Here is a 22760-nt window from a genome sequence, read left to right as displayed (position 1 = left end):
GCGTGGGACCGCCGGCGCCGCCGGTGCTACAGCAGGTCCGCCGCCTGGGTCAGGAGCTTCTCGTAGATCTCCGGCCGGTCCTCGTCGATGACGGGGAAGCCGGTGCCGAAGTCGCCGTTGACCCAGCGCGCCCGGATGCCCGGGTTGGCGCTGTCCCTGCCGTCGTGCAGGAAGAGGTGCGGGCTGCAGTTCACCCGGCCGTCCCGTGCCGACGCGTACTGGGCCATGACCGCCGGGCGGGCGGTGCCGCTGTCGAGGACCTCGGCGAGGGCCGTCACGTCCACCGCGCCCGTCTCCTCGGCCACGTCGAGGATCACGTGGCGCTGGGAGATGCACCGGCCCTCGGCCCAGAAGGCGCGGCGCAGGGCCCGGTCGAGCTGTTCGCTGGCGTGCCAGCTCTGGTCCTTGGCAGCGTGGACCGCCTCCAGGGCCGGCAGGGTGGTCACCGGGTAGGTCCAGTCCGGTCCCTGCCACAGCCGCCAGCCGGCCTCCGGCTCCAGGGCGCCGAGGACGGAGATCTCCGAGTCCACCCCGGGCCGGGCGTTGACCTCCCGGTTGAACAGCTCCAGCGGGAACGCCCGCAGATCGAACCAGACGCGCCCTTCGAGGCCGAGGCGCCGCCGGGTCTCGTGCAGGCGGTGCACGGCGACGTGCGCGAAGGAGCAGTTGAGGTCGGTGTAGACGGCGATGGTGTCGGGTGCGGCGGGCAGCCGGGGGTCGGCGGCCCTCCCCCGCTCCTCCGCGGCCGTGCCGTCGGTCGTCCTGATGGTGGTCCTGTCGGTGGTCCTGTCGGTCATGGTGCCTCCTCGACGCGGATCAGTCCCCACCAGCCCTCACTGACACCCCAGTGGAGGTTCCCGGTGCGGTACACATGGTCGCCCGGGTGCTGGGCGCGGAAGCGCACCGTCCGGGTGCTTCCGGAGGCCAGGGCGCCGAGGGTCGACACGTACCAGCCGAGACCGGTCTCCGAGGCGTCCCACACCTGGCCGTGCACGGTGAAGCCCTGGTTGCGCATGCGGTGCGAGGCGACGGCCAGGTGGACGGCCACCTGGTCGCCGGCGCGGCAGGTGAGCAGCGGGGTCGGCGGCTCCGGGTCGGACAGCACCGGGTCCAGCGGGTGCAGGGCGGCGCTGCGGTAGTTGTACGTCTTCTGGCCCGCGTCGTCGGGACTGTCCGAGAAGAGGTCGGTGACCGGCTGGGTCAGGTCCCCTTCGTGGTAGAGCCGCAGGCCGTCCTGGGAGACCAGGACGAGTTCCCGTACGGGCTCGGCGTCCGGCCTGCGGACCACGGCCCGCTCACCGGTCCACCGCTCCAGGCCCGTGTCGGGGTCGTACGGCGTGGCGTCGGCCTCCTCCACCACGAGCACGCCGGCCAGGCCGCGGCGCGGGTGGGAGATCACGTCGGCGTGGGAGCGCAGCAGCACCACCCCGGGCTCGGCCGCGAACCAGCGGTACGTGCGGGAGGCGCCCGGCTTGACGGTGGTGTCGGCGTTGCGGCCGACGTGGGCGCCGTCGTCGGTGCGCACGTCGAAGTCGAGCAGGGTGGGGTGGAGGGAGACGCGGCCGGAGATCGTCCGGGCCCCGCTGTCGGCCTCGTTCATCAGCCGCGGGTCCAGCGGGCTGGCGGGCGGCGGCCCGTCCAGCTCGTTGATCAGGGTGACCTCCACCCACTCGCCGGCCCGGCAGCGCAGGACCAGCGGCCCTTCCTCGGGGCCGCCGTCGCCGTCGGCCGTGAAGACGAGTCCGTACGGGTCGGTGCGCAGCGGGCTGTACGTGACGACCTCGGCGCGGGCCCGGACGGTGTGGCGGCGGACCCGTCGGCGCGCGGGCCTCCGCGGGGCGTCGGCGGCGCGCCCGGGCAGGGGCGGCAGGTCGGCCTGCGGCCGGCCGTACAGCCGGAGCAGTCCCCAGCAGCCGAGCCACAGGTCGTTGCCCGCGCCGAACGACCACAGGTGGTCGCCGGGTCCCAGGGTGGGGGCGAGGGCGAGTTCGGCGACGTTGGAGATGCCGAGGGTCTGCTGGTTGCGCCAGGCGGTGTCCTCGCGGTCGGGCCACTCGCGCCAGCGGGCTCCGGAGAGCGTGAAGCTGTGCTGGAGGTCGTGGGAGCCCTGGAGGACGTGGACCCGCAGGTCCTCGCCGGGGTAGCCGCGGAGCAGCGGGGTGCCGGGGTCGCCGTGGACGGCGCTGGAGAACCAGTGGGCGGGGTCGCCGCCCCGCTCGGACAGCGGCGCGCTGCGGTAGTTGACGCCCATCGAGCCCTGGTCGTCGGGGGCTCCGGGGAACGGCGGCGGGTTGACGGGGCCGCCGTGGTCGTGGTGGCCGTGTTTGACCATGGGGACGAAGTCGCCGATGGCCAGGACCATTTCGCGGTGGGACGTGCCGTCGGCGTTCTTGATGACGGCCTGCGTGCCGCGTCGCAGTTCCTTGTCGTGGTCGTCCGGCGACACCCAGACGGCGCCCTCCGGTTCGGTCATGAGCGCACCGAACAGGCCGTGCCGCTGGCGGTAGTTGGCGAGGAGGTGGTCGTGGAAGAGGACGGTGCCGAAGTCCTCGTCCACGTACCAGCGGTACGTCCAGGAGTTGTACCGGGCGTTCGCCTCGGCTCCCTGGTCGGCGGTGGTGGTCGCCGACAGGTAGTTCCAGCCCACGGCGGAGCCGTCGGAGATGAGCGGGTCGTATTTGACGAGGTGGGTGTGGAGTCCGCACTCGGGCTGGAAGGGCAGCTTCGGGTCGAAGGCGGATTCCTTCTGGGGGCCGGGCGGCAGGGAGTTGGTCAGGGTGAGTTCGAGGATCTCGCCCTTGTTGGCCCGGATGACGAGGGGTTCGAGGGTCCTTTCGCCCTTGGCCAGTCGGCGCTTGAACTCAGCCAGGCCGCCCGCTTCCTCGATCTCCTCGGCGAGGACGTAGAAGTGGGCGTTGTGGTCGTGCCAGGTCGCGGCGTGCTCGTCGGTCGGGTCGCCGTAGTAGTGCAGGGTGCCGTTGGTGACGACCAGGTCGTAGCGGCGTACCGGCGCGTCCCGCGGGCCGACCCTGGTGAAGGCCTCGCCGGGCCGCGGGTCCGTGACGAAGGCGGCCGCTTCCAGCGGGGTGGGCTCGCGGCCCATGCCCGGCGGCTGGAGCGGGGTCCGCGGCGGCCGGGGGTTCTTCTGCGGGAAGGTGGCCGCCTCGGCGAGGAAGCCGGGGAAGCCGGGGCGTTCGGGTGTGGGGACCGGTGGGGCCTCCCGGTGCGGCAGCGGTACGAGCCGCTGGATCGGCCGGCCGTCGGGGTAGCCGCCGGTGCCGTCCTGGAGGGTGTCGAAGATCCGGAACATGCCCCACATGCCCATGTGGAAGTGGACGTACATGTGGCAGTGCCAGATGGAGTCGCCGACCGCGCCCTGCGTCGAGCCGAGGCCGCCGATCAGTTCGAGGGTCATGGCCTCCTGCGGTCCGATGCTGACGGAGTCGACGATCGGAGCGTTCTCGTCGTCCGGCCGCAGTCGCCACTGGTGCAGGTGGGTGTGGAAGACGTGGGTGTCGCGCATGCCGCCGTGCACGAGCCGGATGACCGTGGGGTCGCCGGAGTAGCCGCGCAGGACGGGCGTGGACGGGTCGCCGAACAGCCAGGAGCTGTGGTGCACCTCCTCGCCGAGGACCGCGTCCCGCACGGGGTCGATCCGGCCCTCGTCGAGGAGCTGCTGATAGCGGTGCATCCGCCATTCCATGGGCTCGATGCGGTGGTTGACCGGGAGCATCGCGATGTTGACCGGTGTCAGGTCGTCGACGGTGTCCGAGGTGCCCGGTCCGGCCGCCGGGGAGCCGGTGGCGGAGACGGCCGGCCGGTGGATCCCGGCCGCCGCGGCCTCGGCGGTCGCCTGGCCGCCGAGGGCAGCGCCGTGTCCTCCGCCGTGCCCACCACCGTGACCGTGGCCGGGCATCGGCGGCGGGACCGCCGGGTTGTCGTTGCTCGGGTACTCCATCATGAAGATGACGAACTCGCGGAAGCTGCGGTCCGGCAGGTGGATGTCGGCGTACAGGCCCGTGGCGAGCGGGTCTCCGGTCTCCGGGTCGGTCCAGGTGGCCTCGGGCGCCTCGACGACCACCGCGCCGACCATGCCGTGGCTCTGCGAACCCTCGCCCCGGGCGTCGGACATGTCCCCGAAGTGGAACACCCCTTCGTGCTCGCACACCCACTCGTACACGCGGGTGCCGCCCGGCGGGACGCTGCTGTCCGGGTTGGCGCCCGCCGCGAGTCCGTCCATGGTGCGGACGTCGTACCGGACACCCTGAAGGGTGATGCCGGCGGGCCGCGCGAGCTCGTTGGTCAGCCGGACCCGCAGCCGCTCGCCGCGCCGGACCCGCAGGACCAGCGGGCGGGCGAGCGGGTTCGGTCCCGGCACCAGCTCCGGGTGCTCCAGATAGCTGGGGAAGGGTTCGGGCCAGGTGGCCGCGACCTCCCTCAGCTCCGGCGCGTCCGAGGCCAGGACGTACAGGGTGCCGTTGCGGTCGTGGTCGCCGAACTCGTTGTACGCGATGGGTACGTGGAGGGCGACGACGTCGTACGTCCGCACCGGCCTGCCGTCCCCGTGGCGCTCGGCCGGTAACGCTGTGGTGCTGTTCATGATGGCGGTACTCCCCCGTGCTCGATTGCTTCCTTGCGGTTGCTTCCTTGCGGGCGGTTCCTGCGGGCGGTTCCTGCGGGCGGTTCCTGCGGGTGGCTCCTTGCGGGTGGGTCCTTGCGGTGGTCAGTCGGCGGCGGGACCGGTGCTGTGGGCGAACCGGTCCACCACCCGGGTGCCGGAGAGGACCTGCCCCTCCCAGCTGTAGGTCTGGCCGAAGGGATCGCCGTCGCGGCCGCCCCGGCGGGCGAAGGTCAGCGCGATGCGGTCGCCGCGCCGCACCCGTACCGGCCGCTCGATCGGCAGGTAGCAGTGCTTCCAGCTGTCGGACGTGGTGCGTCCCTCGATGTCGTCCCCGGAGATGTCGAGGGCGACGGACTCCGAGAGCTGGGCGACGAAGTACCCCTTGAACCCGGTGAACACGCCATCTCTCTGCACCGTGTACGCCAGCGGTACGCGGTACGAGGTCTCCGTCCCGGCCGCCGCGGCCGGCGCCGGGTCGTAGCGCCGGATCAGCCGGGGCGAGGCGAGGTGGCCCGCGATCGGGAGGACGGTGTCGTAGTACAGCGAGAAGGGGCTCTCCGCGCCACGGGCGGCGAGCAGGCCCGCGAACGCCTCCGGCCCTCCCGCGTCCCGGGGCCCCTCGCCGGTCAGCTGGGCGTGGGCGGTCTCCGCGGTCACCGGTACGAGGAAGCTGTCCACCAGGCCTGGCAGCATCGTGCCGCCGGGCCGCAGGAAGCGCTCGCGGGCGTCGTCGAGGATCGCGGAGAAGTTCTCGTTGTCGGCGAGGTTCCCCATGATCTCGGAGATCACGATGTCGACCCGCTCGGGCAGCTCCAGGTCGAAGGAGAGACCGGACAGCGGGACGAAGCGGTCGGCGAAGCCCGCCTCGGCGAGGCGCTCGGCCGCCGTGGCGAGCACGTTCTCGTTGAGGTCGATCCCGTACACCCGGGCCGCCCCGGCCTCCAGGGCCCAGCGGGCCAGGATGCCGGTGCCGGTGCCGAGGTCGAGGACGACGTCCCCGGGGCGTACGGCCTCGGCGATGGCGGTCCTGAAGGCCGTCATGCGGAGGTCGTCGCCGAGCATCAGCTCGTGGAACTCCTCGCCCCATGCGAGCAGTTGCTCGGAGGCGGGGAGCCAGACCTGCTCGGAGCCGTAGTAGCCGGGCCAGACGCCCGCCCGGTACACGGTCAGCGGGTCGTCGCCCGGGCCGCGGGCCGGGCAGCCGGTCGCCAGGTCGAAGCTGCTGTGGTGGAGCGGACAGCTGATGCGCAGGGTGCCGGGGTTCACGTAGCCGTGGACGAGGCGTCCCTTGCGGTGCGGGCAGGAGGCGTCGATCACGAACTCCTGGCCGGCGGCGCGGACCCGCAGCCGGTCGCCGGGGAGTTCCAGGAGGGACGGCGGCTCGGTGGCGGGGTCGCGGCCCGTCATGCCGCCGCCCGGTCGGTGAGTTCCCTGGCCCGCGCCACGGCGGCGTCGAACGCGTCGCCGATCAGCGCGGAGAGGAGCCGGGCACCGGTCCACAGCCGGGCCGGGTCGAGACCGTACGCCGTCTCGTACTCCTTGATGGCCAGCTGCATCTCCTGCATGTGGAAGGTGTCGATGTGCAGGTGCTCGGTGTAGTAGCGGCCCTGCCGGATGCCGAGCCGCTCGCAGGCCCGTGCCTGGTGGGTGAACGCGTCCGGGATGGACGCCTCCAGGTAGGCGAGGGCCCCGAGGAAGTACTCGACGTGCGGGGCGCGTTGGGTGAGCCAGTAGAAGACGTTGAGGAACTGGAAGGTCTCGTCCCCGGTGGTGTCGAGGAAGCCCTCGGGCTCCTGCGGCAGGCCCAGCTCGGCGAGGAGCAGCCGGTAGAGCTGGGAGTGCGCCTGCTGGAGGTTTCCGCAGCCGAACTCGTCGATCAGGACCCGCATCACGGCCATCTGGGCCTTGATCGGAAGCCGGGGGACGGCCGGGAAGAAGTTCTGCGCCTCGGTGAGTCCGTCGAGCGCGAACTCCCTGACGATGAAAGTGAATTCCTCCCGGCTGGCGTGGTCGGCGAGATAGTCGCCGGACGGGCTGCCCGCCCGCTCGTCCGCCAGCAGGCCGTCGAGGAGCCGCTGCCAGGCGGCCCGGTCGGGGACCCGCTCGCCGGTGGAGTCGAGGGAGTCCACGAGCGGGACGATCCAGTCCCGCTCGATCTCCTCGACCCGGGCGAGCCGGCGGGAGTCCAGGACGCTGCGGTTGTGCCGGAACAGCTCCCGGTGCACCGACTCCGCCTCCGTACGAGCCGAGCGGGCGGCCGGGACCGTCTCGACGGTCTTCGCGGAGACGCTCATGACGGAACCTCCCCGGTGTCCACGGTCCTGTCGTTCTCCAGCACCCCACGGCGGAACAGCTCGGTCTTGACCCAGCGGTACCAGTCGTCCTTCTCCAGGCCGTAGCGCTCGCAGGCCGCGGTGAGGGAGCCCTCCGGGTCCGCCAGGCGACCGGCGAACAGGTCGGCACACAGGGCCGGTTCGACGTTGGCTAGCGCGACCACGTAACCGTCGACGGCGCCGGATTCGAGCAGCAGGTGTTCGAGGCCGGCGAGGACGCGGGCGCCGGGCCGGGCCTCGACGAGCCGCCGGGTGAACTCGGAGCTGCCCGAGGAGTCCTTGACGCCCGCCACCGAGGGCAGCGCGCAGATCCGGAGCAGCGTGTCGAAGTCGGCGGCGTTGCCGGAGACTTCGGTGCCGTGGTAGACGACCACCGGCAGGCCGCTGTGCTCGGCGAGGTCCGCGAAGTGACGGTAGATCTCGGCCTGGGTGACGCCGGTGCCGTACGGGCTGGTCGCGACCAGCCCGTGGGCGCCGAGGTCGGCGGCCGTCCGGGCCCGTTCGAGGACCTGTTCCGTGGTGGGCCGCAGGACGCCCGCGAGCACGGGCAGTTCGCCGGCGTGCTTCACGGTGGCCCGGAGCATGTCCTCCCACTGGCGGTCCGTGAGCCAACGCCCCTCGCCGGTGCTGAGGTTCGGCAGCAGGCCGTCGACGTGGGGGCGGAGGGTGTCGAGCAGTCGGGCGACGCCGCTCTCCGAGACCTCGCCGGTCTCCGAGAAGGGTGTCACCAGGGCCGCGATCACTCCCTGGTTCATCTCAGACTCCCTGGGACAGGGCGCCGGTGCCGACGGGCAGGCGCAGCGCGAGCGATTCACGGTAGAGCCGCTCCAGCGGCTCGGGGAAGGCCGGTTCCGGCTGACCGACGGGCCAGTCGGTCACGGTGCGGACGGGCAGCCCGTCGAAGGCGGCCGACCGGGGGCCGACGGTGTGCAGCAGTCCCTTTCGGTTGATCACCTGACCGAGCAACATGCGGTCGATGAAAAGGAGTTGTCGGGGTGTGTCGGTGTCGGAGAGGGCCAGGTGGACGTCCGCCCGGTCGTATCCCTCCCGGCTGATGTCCATGACCGTGTGGAGGTGGTCCATGAACGGGTAGTAGAGGTCCTGGAGTTCGCGCGAGTAGCCCCAGATCACGTCGTCGCAGCGGCCGACCTGCTCCAGGCTCATCACGACGTGCCCGTCGAGGTGCCGTACGAAGAACGCCTTGGCGGCGACGCGCACGGTGTCGTCGGCGCTGTGCATGCCGAGGAAGAGCGCCGCGTCGATGAAGTCGTCCCGGGCGGTGCCGGTTTCGTCAGCGCTCATGGCGGTCCAGCACCTCCCGCAGGCGCTTCATGGCGCCGGCGAACATCTCCGGCTCGCGCGCGAGGGCCATCCGGACGAACGGCTCGCCGCGGCCCGGCTGACTCCAGTAGAAGAACCGCCCCGGCAGGATGTACACGCCCACCTCCCGCAGCTCCCGCTGGAGTTCGGTCGCGGTGAGGTCGGGGTGCTGGATCCTGGCCCAGGCCACGCTGGTCTTCGCGATCGGCTCCTGGTATTCGAGGATCGTGCCCTGGAGGGCCTCCTTGACGGCGACCCGGTTGATGTCGAGGACGTCACGGATCGACGCGAGGTCGTCCGCCTCCGAGTTCTCCACGTACTGGGTGAGCATGTTGAGGACGAAGGGCGAGACGTTCAGCAGGACGCTGGTGTGGAGGTTGTACACCTCCTCCTTGATGTCGTCGCTGGCCGTGAGCATGGCCGCCTTCGCGTCCTGCACCGGCCAGGTCTTGCCGGTGTCCTCGATGGCCAGATACCGCACCCCGGACTCCTCGAGCAGTTCGTATACGTCGAACCGCGCGAGCTCGGGGTCGTAGAGGGTGAAGGAGGCGAAGCAGAAGTCGATGATCAGCAGCTTGTTGTGGTCCTTGCAGAACCGGACGACCTCCTCGAAGCCCTTGCGCCCGGAGTGCATCAGGCTGAACCCCGTGGGGTTGTTGGGGTCGACGAGGAAGAGCGCGTCGGTGCGGACCCGGCGCTTGAGCTCGGCGTAGATCCGGTCCGGGTCGTGCAGCGCCGACTCCTCGACGGGGTACAGCGGTACGCCCATGTTGGACAGGACGTCGTGGAGGTTGTCGAAGCAGGGCTCGACGAGGGTCACGGCCATGCGCTGCTGCTTGAGGTACATCGCCACGACCATGGTGGAGATGGAGGCCGCGTAGGACAGCAGCGTCTTGTTCTTGGCGAGCGCCGTGGGCTGGCGGTGGAGGCGGAAGAACGCCTCGATGAACCGCTGCTCGTAGGTGGCCTGGAGGCCCTCTTCCGCCTCGTACCAGAGCTCGGGCAGCCGCGCGACGATCTTGTGCTGGGCGGCGGACTGGCGCTGGTGGGTGTGGGCGTCGGCGAGGTTGAACTCGGTGAGCAGGGCCTGGATCTCGTGCTGCGTGAGATCGAGGAGTTCCTGGCTGCTCAGGGTGGTGCCGGCGTGCGCGGTCATGGTTCCTCCATGCGAACGGCATACGGGTGAGCGCGTGCGGAAGTGCCGGCGTGGCACGCGGGGGCGCCACGGTCTTGCGCGTCTTTTGCTCGTCTTTTGCTCGTGTCCCGGCGGGTTGCCGCGGTGGGCCCGCGACCCCAGGGCACACGGAAGACCGTCACGGACGGACGGTGGGGGGACTGCCTCTACGGGCAGTGGCCGAGGCGCTCAACGTCGGCGATGCAATATCGGAAACCTGTTCCAGACATGTATCTCCCCCGTAAACGGACTGCGGTCCGATTGGGGGCGACTCTGCCACACGTGGCGGCGGCGGGACAAGCGATCCGGACCGGGACGCGTCGCGGCGTCCGAGCGGCCTCACGGGGCGTCCTGGCCGTAAACTGCGCAGACGCCACCCGGCCCCACCGGGACCCCCCACGGAGCGTGAACCGAGAGGCCCTCAGGTGCAGCACGTTTCGCCGGACAGCTCTCCCCTTGCCGCCCCCGAGGCACCACCGGAGCGGTCGGATGCCGCACGCAACCGCTTGCGCATCCTGGCCGCCGCCGGCGCGCTCTTCGACGCCCACGGGGTCGAGAGCGTGTCCATGGACCGCATCGCGGCGGAGGCGGGCGTGGGCAAGGGCACGCTGTTCCGCAGGTTCGGGAGCAAGGCGGGGCTCGCGGCAGCCCTGCTCGACGCCCAGGACAGCCGACTCCAGGAGCGCATCCTCTTCGGCCCGCCCCCGCTGGGCCCCGACGCTCCGGCGGCCGACCGGGTCCTGGCGTTCTTCGACGCGTACCTGGACCTCCTGGACGAGAACCTGGAGCTGCTGAGGCTCTCCGAGACGGCCGCGCCGGGCGCGCGCTACCGGATAGGTTCGTACGGCTTCTGGCGCGTCCATCTGGCACTGATGCTCCGCGAGGCCTGCCCGGACCTCGACGCGGACTGCACGGCCCACCTGCTGCTCGCGCCGCTGGACTCCGACCTCCAGCACGCTCTGCGGCAGGGGCAGTTCACCCCCGAACGCGTCAGAAGCACGCTGCTCGCGCTGGTGAGACGCGTGATCGCCGGCTGACACGACCCCGCGGCGTGCGCAGAATGTCAGGGCGTGCCGGAGCACGCCTACGCCCCGGCACGTGCCGGCGTACCCCGGGCACGCCGGGGTACGCGAGCACAGGCCGGGGCGCACCACGCACGCCGGGGTACGCCGAAGGCGCCCCGGTACGGGCATGCGCGCCGCACCGGGGCCCCTTGCCGGATCGGGTCAGCTCTCCCTGATCGCCTCGAACTCCAGGGACAGCTCGATCTCCTTGGAGACGAGGATGCCGCCGGATTCCAGGACCATGTTCCAGGTCAGGCCCCAGTCCTCACGGTTGACCTTGCCGTGGGCGGAGAAGACCGTGCGGTCGTTGCCCCACGGGTCGCGCGCGTAGCCGAGGTAGTCCACCGCGAGCGTCACCGGGCGGGTGACGTCCTTGATGGTCAGGTCCCCGACGAGCGTGCCGCGCCTGCCGTCCCACGTCACCGAGGTGGAGGCGAAGACGGCCTTCGGGTACTTCTCCACGTCGAAGAGGTCCGCGGAGCGCAGGTGCTCGTCGCGCGTGGCGTCACCACTGTCGACACTGGCCACGTCGATGACCGCGGTGACCTTGCTGTCCTCCGGCCGCTCACCGATGACGAGGGTGGCCTCGACTCCGGTGAAGCGCCCGCGGACCTTCGTCAGCATGAAGTGACGCCCGACGAAGCCGACCTCGGCGTGACCGGGGTCGATCTTCCACGGGCCGGCGGCGGGCAGCTCCACGCCGTCGACGGTACGGATCGGTGCAGTGGTCATGTCCGTGCGCTCCTTCGGTCAGGCGACGGACTCGGTCGGCAGGCCCGCCTCGACCCAGTCGTCCTTGCCCTCGTAGTACTCGTACACGTTGGTGTAGCCCAGCTCGACCAGCCGGTCGGCCGCGATGCCCGAGTTGGGGCAGGGGCTGTTGGCGCAGTAGACGGCGATCTCCGCGTCCTTGTTCGGAAGCAGCGTCGGGGCGAGCGCGTCCACCTGGTCGTGCGGCAGGTTGAGCGCTCCGGGGAGGTGCTTGTCGTTGTAGTACTGCGCCGGCAGCGCCTCGAGCACCGTCACCAGGTTCTCGTCGATCTTCTTCTTGAGCTCGTCCCGCGAGATCCGCTGGGCCATGACTGTTCTCCCTCAATGAATAGTCCGTGCGTCTGCACACACTCTAATAGTCCGTGCGTGCGCACACAAGCTATACTTCTCGTCATGGTCATGAGAGAAGGTGAGTACCGGGTCGAAGCGTGGCGAGCCCTGCTGCTGGCCCACAACGCCGCCGTGCGTGCCATCGAGAGCGACGTGCAGCGCAACGGCCGGATTCCGCTCACGTGGTACGACGTGCTCCTGGAGCTCCGCGGCGCGGGCGAGCAGGGACTGCGCATGCAGGAGGTCGCCGAGCGCGTCGTCCTCAGCAGGACGCGGGTGAGCCGGCTCGTCGACGAGATGGCCCGCTCCGGCCTGGTGACCAAGGAGCCCGACCCCACGGACAAGCGCGTGACCTGGGCGGTCATCACCGACGAGGGCCGGTCGGCCCTGCGCGCGACCGCACCGGCCTATATGCGCGGCATCCGCGAGCACTTCGGCCGCTACCTCACGGACGAGGAGGCCGCCGTGATCACGACGGCGCTCCTGCGCGTGGCGCACTCGGGCGACGACATCCAGCTGGGCTGACGCCCCTCGGTACTACGGAGCCGAGCGCTGGACCTGCTGGGACATGACGAGTCGCACGTTCCGCAGGCGCGCCTCGGTGTTCGTGTGCGCGGCCCTGGCCGCGATCCCCCTGCCGCCGGTCTTCCCGGTCTCGGGGCTCGGCGGTACGGGATGAGGCAGGCCGGGGTACTGCTGCCCCGGGTACTGCTGCTGCGGGAACGGGGGCGTCCCCGGAGGCAGATGCGTCGGCATGGGCGGGGTCCCGTGCCCCTGCGGGGGAAGGCCCGGCACCGCCGTCGCCTGGGCCTCTTCCACGAGGACCGTCTCCAGCGCCTGGCCGAACCCGAGCCCCACGGCGTACGCGTCGGCCCGGAACTCGGCCCGACGGTGGAGCCAGGCGATGAACAACGGAGCGGCCGCCACCGGAAGGACGAACCACCAGTACCCCTGCACGAACGTGAAGACGAAGAGCAACTGGACGATCATCAGGGTGAGGCAGCCCCCGCAGGCGATGCCGGCCCAGTGCTTCGTCCGGAAGAGGACGAAGAGAAGAAGGACGACGGCCCGTCCGGCCGCCCGCGCGGGCAGGGCGTACCAGTCGGCCAGCATGGCCGCCCAGGTGTGACCGCCCACGTGGTGGCCGAGCTCGTGCGCGAGCACGGCGCCGAGGCGGGAGTTGGGCAGCCGGTCCATCGCGTGCCGGGTGACGGCCACGATGTGCCCCGCGGCGGCCGTCGCGTTCAGCTCGGTGCGCTCCTGGATCCAGAGCTCGTACGTCTCCCGGTCCACGCCCGCGCGCCGCGTCACCTGCTCCCACACCAGGTCGAGCCGCTGCGCCTCCTCGGGGGTGGGCCTGCGCATCCCGAACAGGCGCCGGGCGATGGCCGATTCGACCTTGCGGTGGAAGACCAGCGGCCCGGACAACAGCCAGACCACCGGCACGACCACCGCGAGGACGGGGTTGACCAGGGCGGACAGGAAGGTGACGACGCCCAGGCTGATGAACCCTATGGGCAGGGTCACGAGGAGGTGCGACAGCGCGGCGCCGTCGATCCCCCGCTGTACGGACTTCACCATCCGGCGACCGTGGTCCAGGGCCAGGTCGTCATGGGAGGCGACGGTCCCGGGCGGCGCGGCGGGGGCCGCCGGCAAGGAGCCGTCGACGGACGCCACCTGCGCCACGTCGCCCCCGACCCGGGGCGCGGGCACCGCGGGCGACGAGCCCTCACCGTCGTACGCAGGCGGCGCCCCGTCCCGTAAAGCGGTCTGCACGTCCGCCGCGGCGCCCAGGAGGCCGGCAGCCGAGACCGCCTCCGGGTACGCGGGCGGGGCGTCGAGGGCAGGGATCTCCCCCGGGTAGGCGGGGGGAGCTTCCCCGGGGAAGGCGGACACGGCCTGGCCCGAGGGCGCGGAGGGTACGGCGTCACCCGGGTAGGTCGGCGGAGGGATCTCCCCCGGATACGCGGGAGGAGCGTCCTCCGGGAAGGGTGCGGCATCGCCCGGGTACGCGGGGGCGGCGTCACCCTCCGGGTACGTGGGCACGGCCACTTCCCCCGGATACGCAGGCGGTGCACTCTCCCCCGGATACGAGGGCGCAGCCATCTCCCCCGGATACGCGGGCGCAGCCGCCTCCCCCGGATACGCCGGAGGCGCGGGCTCGTCCGGGTACGCCGGAGGCGGGGGTGGTGCCGGGGCATCGGTCGGGTAGACAGGGGGTGTTTCCCGCTCGCCCGGGTACGGGGGCGGGGGCGGGACCTGCGCTCCCGGGTAGGGCGGCGGGACTTCCTCCCCCGGGTACGGCGGCGGGACGTCCTCGTGGTCGGACATGGCGATGTGTCTCCTGACGGTTTTGCGTGACGAATCGTCGACGGCGTCGTCCGCCCGCGCGGCGGTCCGGCCGTCTCAGCCGGCGAGCAGCGCGCCGGGCAACAGCACCAGCGCCACCGTGAACCCGGCGATGCCCACCCTCAGCCAGTCGTACTTGATCGAGACGATCCGGCTGTTCTCCATGAGCGAGGCGATGACGGCGGCCCTCGGCGCACGGTCGGTGTCCCGCAGCGCCTCCTCCAGGACCTCCTGTCCCCGACGGGCCGCGCCACGGATGTCCGCGAAGTGGGTGAGGGGGTCGCCGGGCTGCCAGCCGACCGTCCGGTAGCGGGGTACGACGGCCATGAGCAGGGCCGTGAGCGAGACGAGGAAGCACCCGGCCCCGGCCCACCACAGCACCTGGCCGAGACCCGAGAGGTCGGTGGGGTGCCAGCCGCGCGCGGCGAGCACGCCGACGAGCGCGGCGGCTGCCATGCCCTGGGCCGCCACCAGGATGGAGCCCTTGGTGTCGGCGCGGACGGCCTCCTGCCGGAGTTCGCCCAGGAGCCGTTCGGCCGCGCCCGGCGACAGGTGCCGGGCCCGCGGTTCCGTTCCGGAACCCTCTTCGGGAGCGGTCACATTCATCGCGGCGGCTGCGGAGGCGTGTGGTAGCCGAAGACCGGCCCGTCCTCCGGCGGGGGCGGGGCCTGCGCGGTCTCGGGCGCCCCGGGCACCTGGTCCTCGACGGGGTCGACGGTCGGGGCTCCGCTCCCCCCGACCGCTGCCGCGTCGACCGCCGGCTGGGTCTGTACCGGGCCCGGCGACAGCTTCGCTCCCAGGACCTCCTTGATGACGTTGGCCGCGAGCCTGCGCGGTTCGTCCATCTGGTGTTCCTCCAGGCCGCCCGGGCCGCCGCCGAGCGCCTGGATGGCGACCGTCAGCTGGTTCTTCATCGCCAGCAGCTGGTCCTGGCGGAGGTTCTCCATCACGAGCCGGGCGTCCTCGGGGTGCCGGGCGAGCTGGAAGGCCATCGCGGCCGGGCCGCCGCGCTCCAGGTAGTAGGCGTAGTACTCGATCTTCTTGGCCTCGATCTCCTGGAGTTCCAGCTCCTGCCGGCCCCGGGCGAGATTGCGCTCGTGGTCGAGGTCCTGCTGCTGGAAGTCGATGCGGTGCTGCTGTCGGCCCTGGACGAGGGCGCGCTCCGCGGCCAGTTCGTCCTCCCGCATGAGGAGGGCGTGCTGCGGTTCGAGCTTCTCGCGCGCGAACGCGATCTCGCGCATCTGGCGTTCCTGTTCGAGGGCCGCCTCGTCCCGCCGGATCTGGAGGCCGCAGCGGACGTCGAGTCCAGCCCGTGCGGCCAGGGGCCCGGCGGCCTCGACGGCCTTGCGGGCGTGGGACTCGGCCGCCGCGCTGTCCTCCATGTCGAAGCCCCGGAGTACGGGCCGGACGGCGTCTTCGACGAGGCGCTGCACCAGGGCCGGGACGTTCCGCTCGCCGCTCGCCACGAAGGCGGCCGGGTCGACGACCTGCCAGGTGCAGCTCAGGGACACCTCGAACAGGAAGGCGTCGCGCCGGCTGGGGAAGGCGAGGACGGTGGCGGCCTCGTGCCGGCCCATGTCCACCTCGTACACGCTGGTCCAGCGCTTGGTGGCGAGTTCCGTGCGGCTCGGCCGGCTCGGCGGGAGATAAGTGTCGCGGCCTCCCTGGGCCGTGGTGAACACGAGGGCGTGGTCGATGCGCGTGGCGCGCAGCGGCTTGAAGCGGGACAGCTCCTGGATCGTGACCACCGGGTCGACGAGTGCGGTGTGGCGGTTCGCTTCCTGCTGCCACTGGGGCGGCTGGCTCATCATGGTGACTTGGCTCCTTGGGACCGTTCTGGCGGCGTGCGCACGAGGCTCACGCCGGGGTTCTACGCCGATGACTTACGCAGGGGATGTACGCCGGGGGTTCACGCGGCGGGCTCGCTCCGGAGATGCCTGCCGGGGAATCACGCCGGGGACGGACGCCGGGTACGGGCGTCCGCGTGCGGAGGCGTGGACACCAGGACGAGGGCACGTAGCCGGAGGGCCACGGAGGGCGGGGCGGAGTCGCCCTCGCTCCGCAGGTTCTCCAGGAGGTAGACGAGCCGCTTGTGGTCCTCGGTGGAGACCGCGAGCAGCGGCAGCAGCTCGGCGAGCGCGGCCTCGGCCCCCCGGTCGTCCTCGGCGGCGCGGACCCATTGCCGCAGGGTGTTGAGTCCGGACGCGGAGCACACGGGGTCGTTGAGGACGCCGCGCCACAGGGCGGCGAGGGCGTGCCGCAGAACCGCTCCGTCCGTCCCGGGTGTCGCGTCGGCCCGCGCGAACAGGTCGAGCAGCAGGGGGCGTCCGGTGCCGACGGGCCCGTCGGTGGGCCCTGCGGCGTAGACCGTGGCACGCAGCACGTAGTCCCTGGTGGCGCCGCGCAGGAGAGGCGGGAACGCGCCCCACAGACGGGCGACGGCGTCCCAGTCGTCCCGCGCCGCCGCTTCCTGTCCCGCCGCGAGCAGCAGGGCCGCGGCCGACTGGGCGAGGTCGTCGCGTTCGTTCGACCATCCCTGGGCGGGCCCGCCCCGGGCCTCCAGGGCCCGTACGGCCTCGGTGAGGGCGGCGAGCGCCTCCTCGGGGAAGGCGTCCCCGACCAGGGCGTAGCCGCGTACGGCCGTCCAGCGGAGCCGGTGGTCGGGGGCGACGCACCACTCCGCGAGGATGCGGGAGACGTGCGGGGCGCCCAAGTGGTGGGCGAGTGCCAGGGCGTTGGCGGCGGCGAGCCGGGCGCGCAGCCGGCGGTCCGCCGCCCAGGAGCGGATGAGAAGGGCCATCGCCGACGGCAGGTCGGCTGCGGCCATGACGGCGGCGGTGGCGGCGGCGCGCGTACGGACGACGGGCCGGGGGTCGTCGGCGAGGCGGCGCAGCCACGCGACGAGCGCGGGCCGGGATGAGGGGTGTCCCGTCCAGACCTCGCGCAGCAGGGTGATGGCGGTGAGCCTGTCCCTGAACTGCACCTTCGTCTGGAGCACCGGGCCCCACTCGGTCTCCTCGGGCTCCTGGTAGCGGTCGGCGAGCGCCTGCTCGACGCGTTGGGCGCTGGAGGTGCCGAAGACGGGGATGCGGGCCGGTTCCCCGGGGTTCTCGATGCGCTGGAGGAGGGCGAAGAGGACGTCGCTCAGTTCGGCGGTGAGGGGGTAGGGCGCCTCGTCGAAGGTGGCGAGGGCGATGAGGAAGGCCTTGTCGTGCAGGCTGTGGTCCGCGCTGTCGAACCACTCCCTGACCTGGCGTTCGGCGGCGTAGTGGCCGAACGCGCCGAGCTCGGCGAGGGACACGGTGCCCCGCGCGTGGCCGGCGACGCGTTCGGCGAAGCGGGCCGTGTCGGCGACGGGCCGGTGGTGGGCGAGGACGGCCCGTACCTCGGCGAGGGCGAGGAGTTCGTCGACGCTCCGCCCTGCCAGGTCCTTGTGCCGGAGGTGTCCGGCGAGCAGGGCCGCGGGCTCGGGCGGCTCCCAGGGAACCGGGCTCACGCTGCCGTGGACGACGGGGTGGGGTCCGACGACCACGACGAGATGGCTGCCGGTGGCGTGGAGCCGCTCGCCGAGGGCGCGGATGTGGTGCTCGCGCAGGGGGCGTTCGGCGGTGGTGGCGAAGTCGGCGACGAGGTGTCCGCAGCCTTCGCGGAGCTCTCCGGCGAGCCGGCCCGGCGGGAGGGCCGGGTCGAGGGCCCGGTAGGAGGGGGAGCCGACGGCGCGGAGCAGCATGAGGGCGGCGGCGCGGCGGCCCGTGGTGGCGGGTCCGGAGAGGATGGCGACGCGGTGTTCGCGGAGTCCGGCGAGGGCGAGGGCGAAGGGGCTTCCGGGCTGCCACGGTTCGTGGGGTAAGTCCCCGTCGTGGCCTCCGTCGGCCGGGGCGGCGGCGCTCTCGCGCTCCGCCCCCGCCTCCTCACCGTCCATGGGGTGGACGAAGTTCCGTGCGAGCGCCTCGACTTCGGAGGCGGGGATCTCTCCCGAGCGTTCCTCGGTGTCGCCGCCGAGGTGGTACTCCACCTTGCTGCCGCCGAGGATGACGTCTCCGGTGACCTGGCCGCCGCTGACGCCGTGCTGGTCGCCGCCCACCAGCGAACCGCCGACGCGGGCGGAGTGGCCGAGCATGATGCCGGGGCTGTGCCGGTAGAGGTCCCGGCGGGAGTCCCAGGCGTATTCCGTCTCGTTCTCGGTGCCTGCCGGGTCCTCGGTACCGGTGGCCGCGTCGCCGGATCCCTCAGGGGCGTGCGGGTCCACGGCGGCCCGTTCCGCGTACGGCCCCTGGCCGTCCGGGTTGTCCTGGTGCTCCTGAGGTGTGGTCACGAGCGGCTCCCGTCGGCGGGGTCGTCGGCGGCGGCGCGGGTGCTGCCGAGGACGACGTCTCCGGTGACCTGACCGCCGCTGACGCCGTGCTGGTCGCCGCCGACGAGCGAGCCGTGGATCACGGGCGCCCCGCCGTGGAAGTGGAAGACGGCCCCGGCGGACGGCTGTTGCGGAGCAGGATCGGGAGCAGCAGTCGGGGCGGGAGCGGGAGTCGCGGCGGAAGCCGTGGCAGGGGGCTCGGCGGGAGCCTCCGAGGCCTGAGCCGCCCGACCGGTCCCGGTGGCCCGCGCCGGCGCGGCTGCGGCCTCGGGACCCCGCTCCGGGGCGGCGCCCTGGTGGATCCAGGCGGGCAGCACCCCGTCCTTCACGGTGACGTCCGCCCGCCGGAAGAGCTCCGGCCGTACCCCTCGGTGGCCGTGCCGGACCACGCCCTCGTAGACCGGTGCGCTCACCGCGAGGACGCAGTGCTCGTCCGCGCGCTCGGCGAGGGCGGACCGCAGGACGTCCGCGTCGAGCAGCCGGCAGGCCTGGTTGAGGTCGTGGCCGACGAGTCCGCCGGTCGTCCCGGCGTGCGGGTCGTGGGCGACCTCGCCGGCCGCGAGGACGATCCGCATCCGCATCTGGGCGCTGTCCGAGGCCAACAGATTGTGCTCGTGCAGGAGTTCCGGAGTCGTGGTCAGCAGCGACCGCAGGATCACGGTCTTCGCCACGTCGCCGCTGAGCAGGACGATCAGACCGTCGCCCCGGTCCTCGCGGTACTGCTGGGTGGCCTCGACGCCGGCCGCTTCGAGCGTCTGGTCCACGATCTTGTTGAAGGTGCGCCGCAGGACGGCCTGCACCACGTCGTCGCGCCGGCTGAACCGCTCGACGTCGATCAGCAGGATGGTCCGGTTGACAGGCTCGCGCATGGCCGCCTTCCGCTGGTTGCACGGCCCGCTCGGGGCCTTCTGGACATCAAGAAAGATGCCAGGGGCAGGGGGTTCGAGGCGACGGAACCTAGCACACTCGGAATGTGACCGTGTGCACAGAACGGGCCTCGCGCCGGCCGGTCCGACGGCCCCGGTCAGCCGCCCCCCGAACGCGCCATCTGCCGCAGTACGTCAGGTCGTACGACGACGATCCCGCGCCGCCCGGTCCGCACGATGCCCCGCTCCCGTAACTGCTTGAGCAGGCGCGCGACGGCCTCGCGCGAGGCCCCGACCGAACCCGCGAGCTCGCTCTGGGTGAGCCCGGCCGTGAGCTGGACGCCGTCCTCCGACTCCTCACCGTGGGTGCGGATCAGTTCGAGGAGGAGCAGGGCGAGCCGCTCCTGTACGGCGAGTGAGGCGAACTGCACGCGCCGCCGGTCGCTGTCGCGCGTGCGGTCGGCGGTCAGGGCCAGCAACTTCCGGGCGATGGACGGCCGTTCGTCGAGGAGGGCGCCGAACCGCTCGGCGTCGACGGCGAGCGCCTCGACGGGTTCGAGCGCGATGACGGTGGCGCCGCGCGGCCGCCCGCTGAGGAGGGCCTGTTCGCCGACGATGTCGCCGGGGCCCCGGAGCGCGAGGAGCGCCTCGTACCCGTTGGGCGCCGCCGAGGTCACCTTGGCCCAGCCCGAGAGGATGACGAGGACGTGGGTCGAGGGCTCGTGCTCGCGCAGCAGCACCTGCCGTGCGGGAAAGGCGAGGTGGCCACCGCCCCGGAAGAGCGCGTGCCGGTCCTCGGTGTCCAGGCGGGCCACGAAGGGGACTTGGTCCTCGAACTGCGTCAACTGTCTCTCCCGGCTACCTCTTCGGGTCGCACACGACCGGACGATCAGCGGGGAGGTTAGCGCATCGCCGCGCCGGGCGGACCGTGTCAGTTCGCGGGTTCGATTCCCCAGGCGGCGGCTCGGGCGGCGGCGGCCGCGCGGTTGGGGAGATCGAGCTTGGCGAGGATGTGCTCGATGTGGGTACCCACGGTGCGCGGGGTGATGAACAGCCGTTCGGCGATCTCCCGGTTGGTGCGGCCTGCGGTCAGCTCGGCGAGCACCTGGAGCTCCCGGGGGGAGAGCCCGCCGGGCCGCGGGCGGTCGCGGGCGTCGACGGCCGCGGCGAGGGACTCGGTGAGCAGGGTGACCACGGCGCGCGCCGGATCGGGCGCACGCCGTGGTCCGCGGGTGCTGACGTTGAGCATGCCGACGTACCTGCCGTCGGCGGCGAACAGGCACTGGGCCACGCCGTCCTCGATCCCGAGGGGACTCAGCACCTCCTGGAAGCCCGGTGACGCGGCGAGGAGCTGCCGGGGCACGTCCCTGAGCCAGAGCCCGCCCCGGTCCGGGCCGCGGAGCACGGGGAACACCGGGTCGCGGTGGAGACGGGTCTCGATGTAGGCCGTGGCGTCGTCCGGGTAGCTCCCGGCCAGGGTGGTGTGGCGCCGGCGCAGGGGGTCCCACCGGGCCAGGGAGGCGTGGTCGTACTCCATCACCTCGGACAGGGCCGCCAGCACCGTGTCGATGCCGGTCGCGCCGCTGGTGGCGCTCCTGGCGGCCTCACGGACGTGGACCGCCGCGTCCAGGATGTCCGCCGTGGTCCGTTCCGCTGCCATCCCTCCAGGATGATCATCTGCCCGGAATACGTCAATCGCGAAGGGTGTCGTGCACGACACGTCCGTCCACGACGGTGAGGACGACGGCCATCTCCGGGATGTCGTGCGGGTCGGCGGTGAGCAGGTCCCCGTCGAGCACACAGAGGTCGGCGGCCTTGCCCGGCTCCAGGGAGCCCTTCCAGTCGTCGGCGAAGTCCTGCCAGGCCGCGTCGATCGTGTACGTACGGATCGCCTCGGCCAGACCGATGCGCTGCTCGGGCCCGCTGACCCGGCCGGTGGCCTTCGACTCGCGCAGCATCATGGTGGCGACGCCCTGGCGCCAGTCCGGGTGCGTGACGGGGGCGTCGGAGCCGCTCGCGACCCGCACGCCGGCGTCGAGGGCGTCGCGGTAGGGCCACGCGTACGCGGCGCGTCCGGCGCCGACGAACTCCTCCTCCATGTCGGCGACGGTCCACTTGATGGTGGGGTTCATGTTGACGCCGAAGTCGTGCGCGGCGAGCACCTTCATGCTGTGCGCGGTGAGGAAGTCGCCGTGGATGACGTAGTGCCGGGCGTCGGGCCTCGGGTGCTCGGCCACTGCGGCGGCGAAGGCGTCGACGACTGTGTCGCCGGCCCGGTCGCCGGTGACGTGGACGCCGAGCTGGTACCCGGCGGCGTGGGCGTGCCGGATCATGGCGCCGATCTCGGCGATCCGGTCGGCGTCGGTCTCGCCGCCGACACAGAGGGAGCCGCAGCCGCCGCCGACGTACGGCTCGTGCATCCAGGCCGTCTTGTTGGGGACGATGCCGTCGCCGAAGATCTTGACGCCGTGGATCGCGAGGCGGCGCGGATCGGCTTCGTGGGGGCCTTCGGTGCCTTCGACGGCTCCGAGGGCGTCGAGGCCGCGCGCGAACTCCTCCGCCGTGCTCGCCATTCCGGTGGGCAGGAGCAGGACGCCGACGCGGGCGGTCAGTTCGCCGTCGGCGAGCAGGCGGCGGTAGGCGTCGAGGGTCTCCCCGCCGAGCGCGCCCCGCATGATGCCGTCGCCGCCGGGGCCGAGCCCGGGCTCGGTGTAGCTGGTCACGCCCAGCCGGGCGAGGGTGGCGAGGGTCGACCTGATCGCGTCGGTCCGCTCCTGGCGGCTGAGCGGCGGGAGCGCGTTCTGGACGAGCGCCTGGGCACCCTCGTGGAGCAGCCCGGTCGGCTCCCCCGCCTCGTCCACGACGATGGCCCCGCCGGGCGGCGCGACGGTGTGCCGGTCGATCCCGATGAGCTCCAGCGCCTTGGAGTTGACCCAGGTGGCGTGCCCGGAGAAGGAGTACAGGACGACGGGGTGGTCCGGGCTCACGGCGTCGAGGTCGTGCAGCGAGGGCTGCCGCGACGGGTCGGAAACGCACTCGTCGAGGTAGCCGGTGTCCCAGCCGTGCCCGGTGATCCACTGCCCTGCCCGGACCCGTCCGACGGCCTCCCCGACGACCTCGGCCACGTCCGCGAGGGAGGACACGGTGGGGTGGGCGACATCGAGGGAGAGCGGCGGGCTCGCCATGCCGAAGGCGCATCCGTGCAGGTGGGAGTCGTTGATCCCGGGGAGCAGCGTCGCCCCTCGCAGGTCGACGACGCGGGTGGCGGGCCCGATGAACGGCGCCACGTCGTCCCGTCCGCCGACGGCGCCGATGATCCCGCCGGTCACCGCCAGGGCCGAGGCGACGGAGAACTCCGCGTCGACCGTTACCACCCGTCCACCGACAAACACCAGATCCGCGTACGTGTCCACTGAAGGTCCTTTCCCACCCGGGCGCGCACCACGGCCGCCCGTAAACGATCTCCCGAGGACTATGGCCGCGACCCGGTGACCGGCACATCGGTCATCTCACCGATACGCCGGCGGCGCGGCCGCACGGACCACGCCCACGGACCACACCTGTCGAACCACCGACCC

The 22760-nt window shown here is 72.4% G+C and carries 19 protein-coding genes; 2 read left to right on the top strand and 17 right to left on the bottom strand.

Annotation, left to right across the window (positions count from 1 at the left end; genetic code table 11):
- Positions 1-26: 26 nt before the first annotated feature.
- The 7 genes from SGA01_RS04775 to SGA01_RS04740 form a co-directional block, all read right to left on the bottom strand.
- Complete coding sequence (locus SGA01_RS04775) at positions 27-797, bottom strand: DsbA family oxidoreductase (protein WP_141293609.1); 771 nt, start codon at positions 795-797, stop codon at positions 27-29.
- A complete protein-coding gene (locus SGA01_RS04770) occupies positions 794-4600 on the bottom strand; it encodes a multicopper oxidase domain-containing protein (RefSeq protein ID WP_141293607.1) in 3807 nt (1268 codons plus the stop codon). The genes SGA01_RS04775 and SGA01_RS04770 overlap by 4 nt, the downstream gene beginning before the upstream one ends.
- Before the next feature lie 123 nt (positions 4601-4723).
- The gene (locus SGA01_RS04765) at positions 4724-6028 is read right to left on the bottom strand and encodes a methyltransferase domain-containing protein (protein ID WP_229918301.1); all 1305 of its coding nucleotides are present in this window, start codon (positions 6026-6028) and stop codon (positions 4724-4726) included.
- On the bottom strand, positions 6025-6915 hold the full coding sequence (locus SGA01_RS04755; RefSeq protein ID WP_141293605.1) for an iron-containing redox enzyme family protein: 891 nt from the start codon (positions 6913-6915) through the stop codon (positions 6025-6027). Before SGA01_RS04755 ends, SGA01_RS04765 begins: the two co-directional genes overlap by 4 nt.
- The gene (locus SGA01_RS04750) at positions 6912-7709 is read right to left on the bottom strand and encodes a dihydrodipicolinate synthase family protein (RefSeq protein ID WP_141293603.1); all 798 of its coding nucleotides are present in this window, start codon (positions 7707-7709) and stop codon (positions 6912-6914) included. Before SGA01_RS04750 ends, SGA01_RS04755 begins: the two co-directional genes overlap by 4 nt.
- 1 nt (position 7710) lies before the next feature.
- Positions 7711-8256 (bottom strand): DUF6190 family protein, encoded by a 546-nt coding sequence (locus SGA01_RS04745; protein ID WP_141293601.1) that lies wholly within the window; start codon positions 8254-8256, stop codon positions 7711-7713.
- Positions 8246-9430 carry an aminotransferase class I/II-fold pyridoxal phosphate-dependent enzyme gene (locus tag SGA01_RS04740; protein ID WP_055640328.1) on the bottom strand — a complete coding sequence of 395 codons (1185 nt, stop codon included), beginning with the start codon at positions 9428-9430 and terminating at the stop codon, positions 8246-8248. The genes SGA01_RS04745 and SGA01_RS04740 overlap by 11 nt, the downstream gene beginning before the upstream one ends.
- A gap of 443 nt (positions 9431-9873) precedes the next feature.
- Here SGA01_RS04740 and SGA01_RS04735 point away from each other — a divergent pair, with 443 nt between their 5' ends.
- Positions 9874-10485 carry a TetR/AcrR family transcriptional regulator gene (locus tag SGA01_RS04735; protein WP_141293599.1) on the top strand — a complete coding sequence of 204 codons (612 nt, stop codon included), beginning with the start codon at positions 9874-9876 and terminating at the stop codon, positions 10483-10485.
- Positions 10486-10674: 189 nt separating this feature from the next.
- Here the strand turns inward: SGA01_RS04735 and SGA01_RS04730 are convergent, their stop codons facing one another.
- Positions 10675-11244 (bottom strand): YceI family protein, encoded by a 570-nt coding sequence (locus tag SGA01_RS04730; protein WP_055640330.1) that lies wholly within the window; start codon positions 11242-11244, stop codon positions 10675-10677.
- An 18-nt stretch (positions 11245-11262) separates the two neighbouring features.
- A complete protein-coding gene (locus SGA01_RS04725) occupies positions 11263-11592 on the bottom strand; it encodes a rhodanese-like domain-containing protein (protein WP_055640331.1) in 330 nt (109 codons plus the stop codon).
- An 84-nt stretch (positions 11593-11676) separates the two neighbouring features.
- On the opposite strand from SGA01_RS04725, the gene SGA01_RS04720 reads away from it, so the two are divergent.
- Positions 11677-12138, top strand: coding sequence for a MarR family winged helix-turn-helix transcriptional regulator (locus SGA01_RS04720; RefSeq protein ID WP_055640332.1), 462 nt, complete (start codon positions 11677-11679; stop codon positions 12136-12138).
- Positions 12139-12150: 12 nt separating this feature from the next.
- Here SGA01_RS04720 and SGA01_RS04715 read toward each other — a convergent pair whose 3' ends face one another.
- The 8 genes from SGA01_RS04715 to SGA01_RS04680 form a co-directional block, all read right to left on the bottom strand.
- Positions 12151-13659, bottom strand: a complete 1509-nt coding sequence (locus tag SGA01_RS04715) for a M48 family metalloprotease (RefSeq protein WP_167534012.1) — start codon at positions 13657-13659, stop codon at positions 12151-12153.
- Positions 13660-14019: 360 nt separating this feature from the next.
- Entirely contained in the window at positions 14020-14562 is a 543-nt protein-coding gene (locus SGA01_RS04710) for a Pycsar system effector family protein (RefSeq protein ID WP_229918300.1), read from the bottom strand.
- A 2-nt stretch (positions 14563-14564) separates the two neighbouring features.
- A complete protein-coding gene (locus tag SGA01_RS04705; protein WP_141293595.1) occupies positions 14565-15773 on the bottom strand; it encodes an SPFH domain-containing protein in 1209 nt (402 codons plus the stop codon).
- A gap of 137 nt (positions 15774-15910) precedes the next feature.
- A complete protein-coding gene (locus tag SGA01_RS04700; protein ID WP_141293593.1) occupies positions 15911-18277 on the bottom strand; it encodes a hypothetical protein in 2367 nt (788 codons plus the stop codon).
- Complete coding sequence (locus tag SGA01_RS04695) at positions 18274-19185, bottom strand: hypothetical protein (protein WP_141293591.1); 912 nt, start codon at positions 19183-19185, stop codon at positions 18274-18276. Before SGA01_RS04695 ends, SGA01_RS04700 begins: the two co-directional genes overlap by 4 nt.
- A gap of 155 nt (positions 19186-19340) precedes the next feature.
- On the bottom strand, positions 19341-20027 hold the full coding sequence (locus SGA01_RS04690) for a Crp/Fnr family transcriptional regulator (RefSeq protein WP_055640337.1): 687 nt from the start codon (positions 20025-20027) through the stop codon (positions 19341-19343).
- A gap of 86 nt (positions 20028-20113) precedes the next feature.
- Complete coding sequence (locus tag SGA01_RS04685) at positions 20114-20842, bottom strand: helix-turn-helix transcriptional regulator (protein WP_141293589.1); 729 nt, start codon at positions 20840-20842, stop codon at positions 20114-20116.
- A 31-nt stretch (positions 20843-20873) separates the two neighbouring features.
- Complete coding sequence (locus SGA01_RS04680; protein ID WP_141293587.1) at positions 20874-22595, bottom strand: amidohydrolase; 1722 nt, start codon at positions 22593-22595, stop codon at positions 20874-20876.
- Positions 22596-22760: the final 165 nt, after the last annotated feature.

This window comes from Streptomyces gardneri (genome assembly GCF_006539185.1).
GTDB lineage: Bacteria > Actinomycetota > Actinomycetes > Streptomycetales > Streptomycetaceae > Streptomyces > Streptomyces gardneri.
This window is presented reverse-complemented; position numbering and strand designations above follow the sequence as displayed.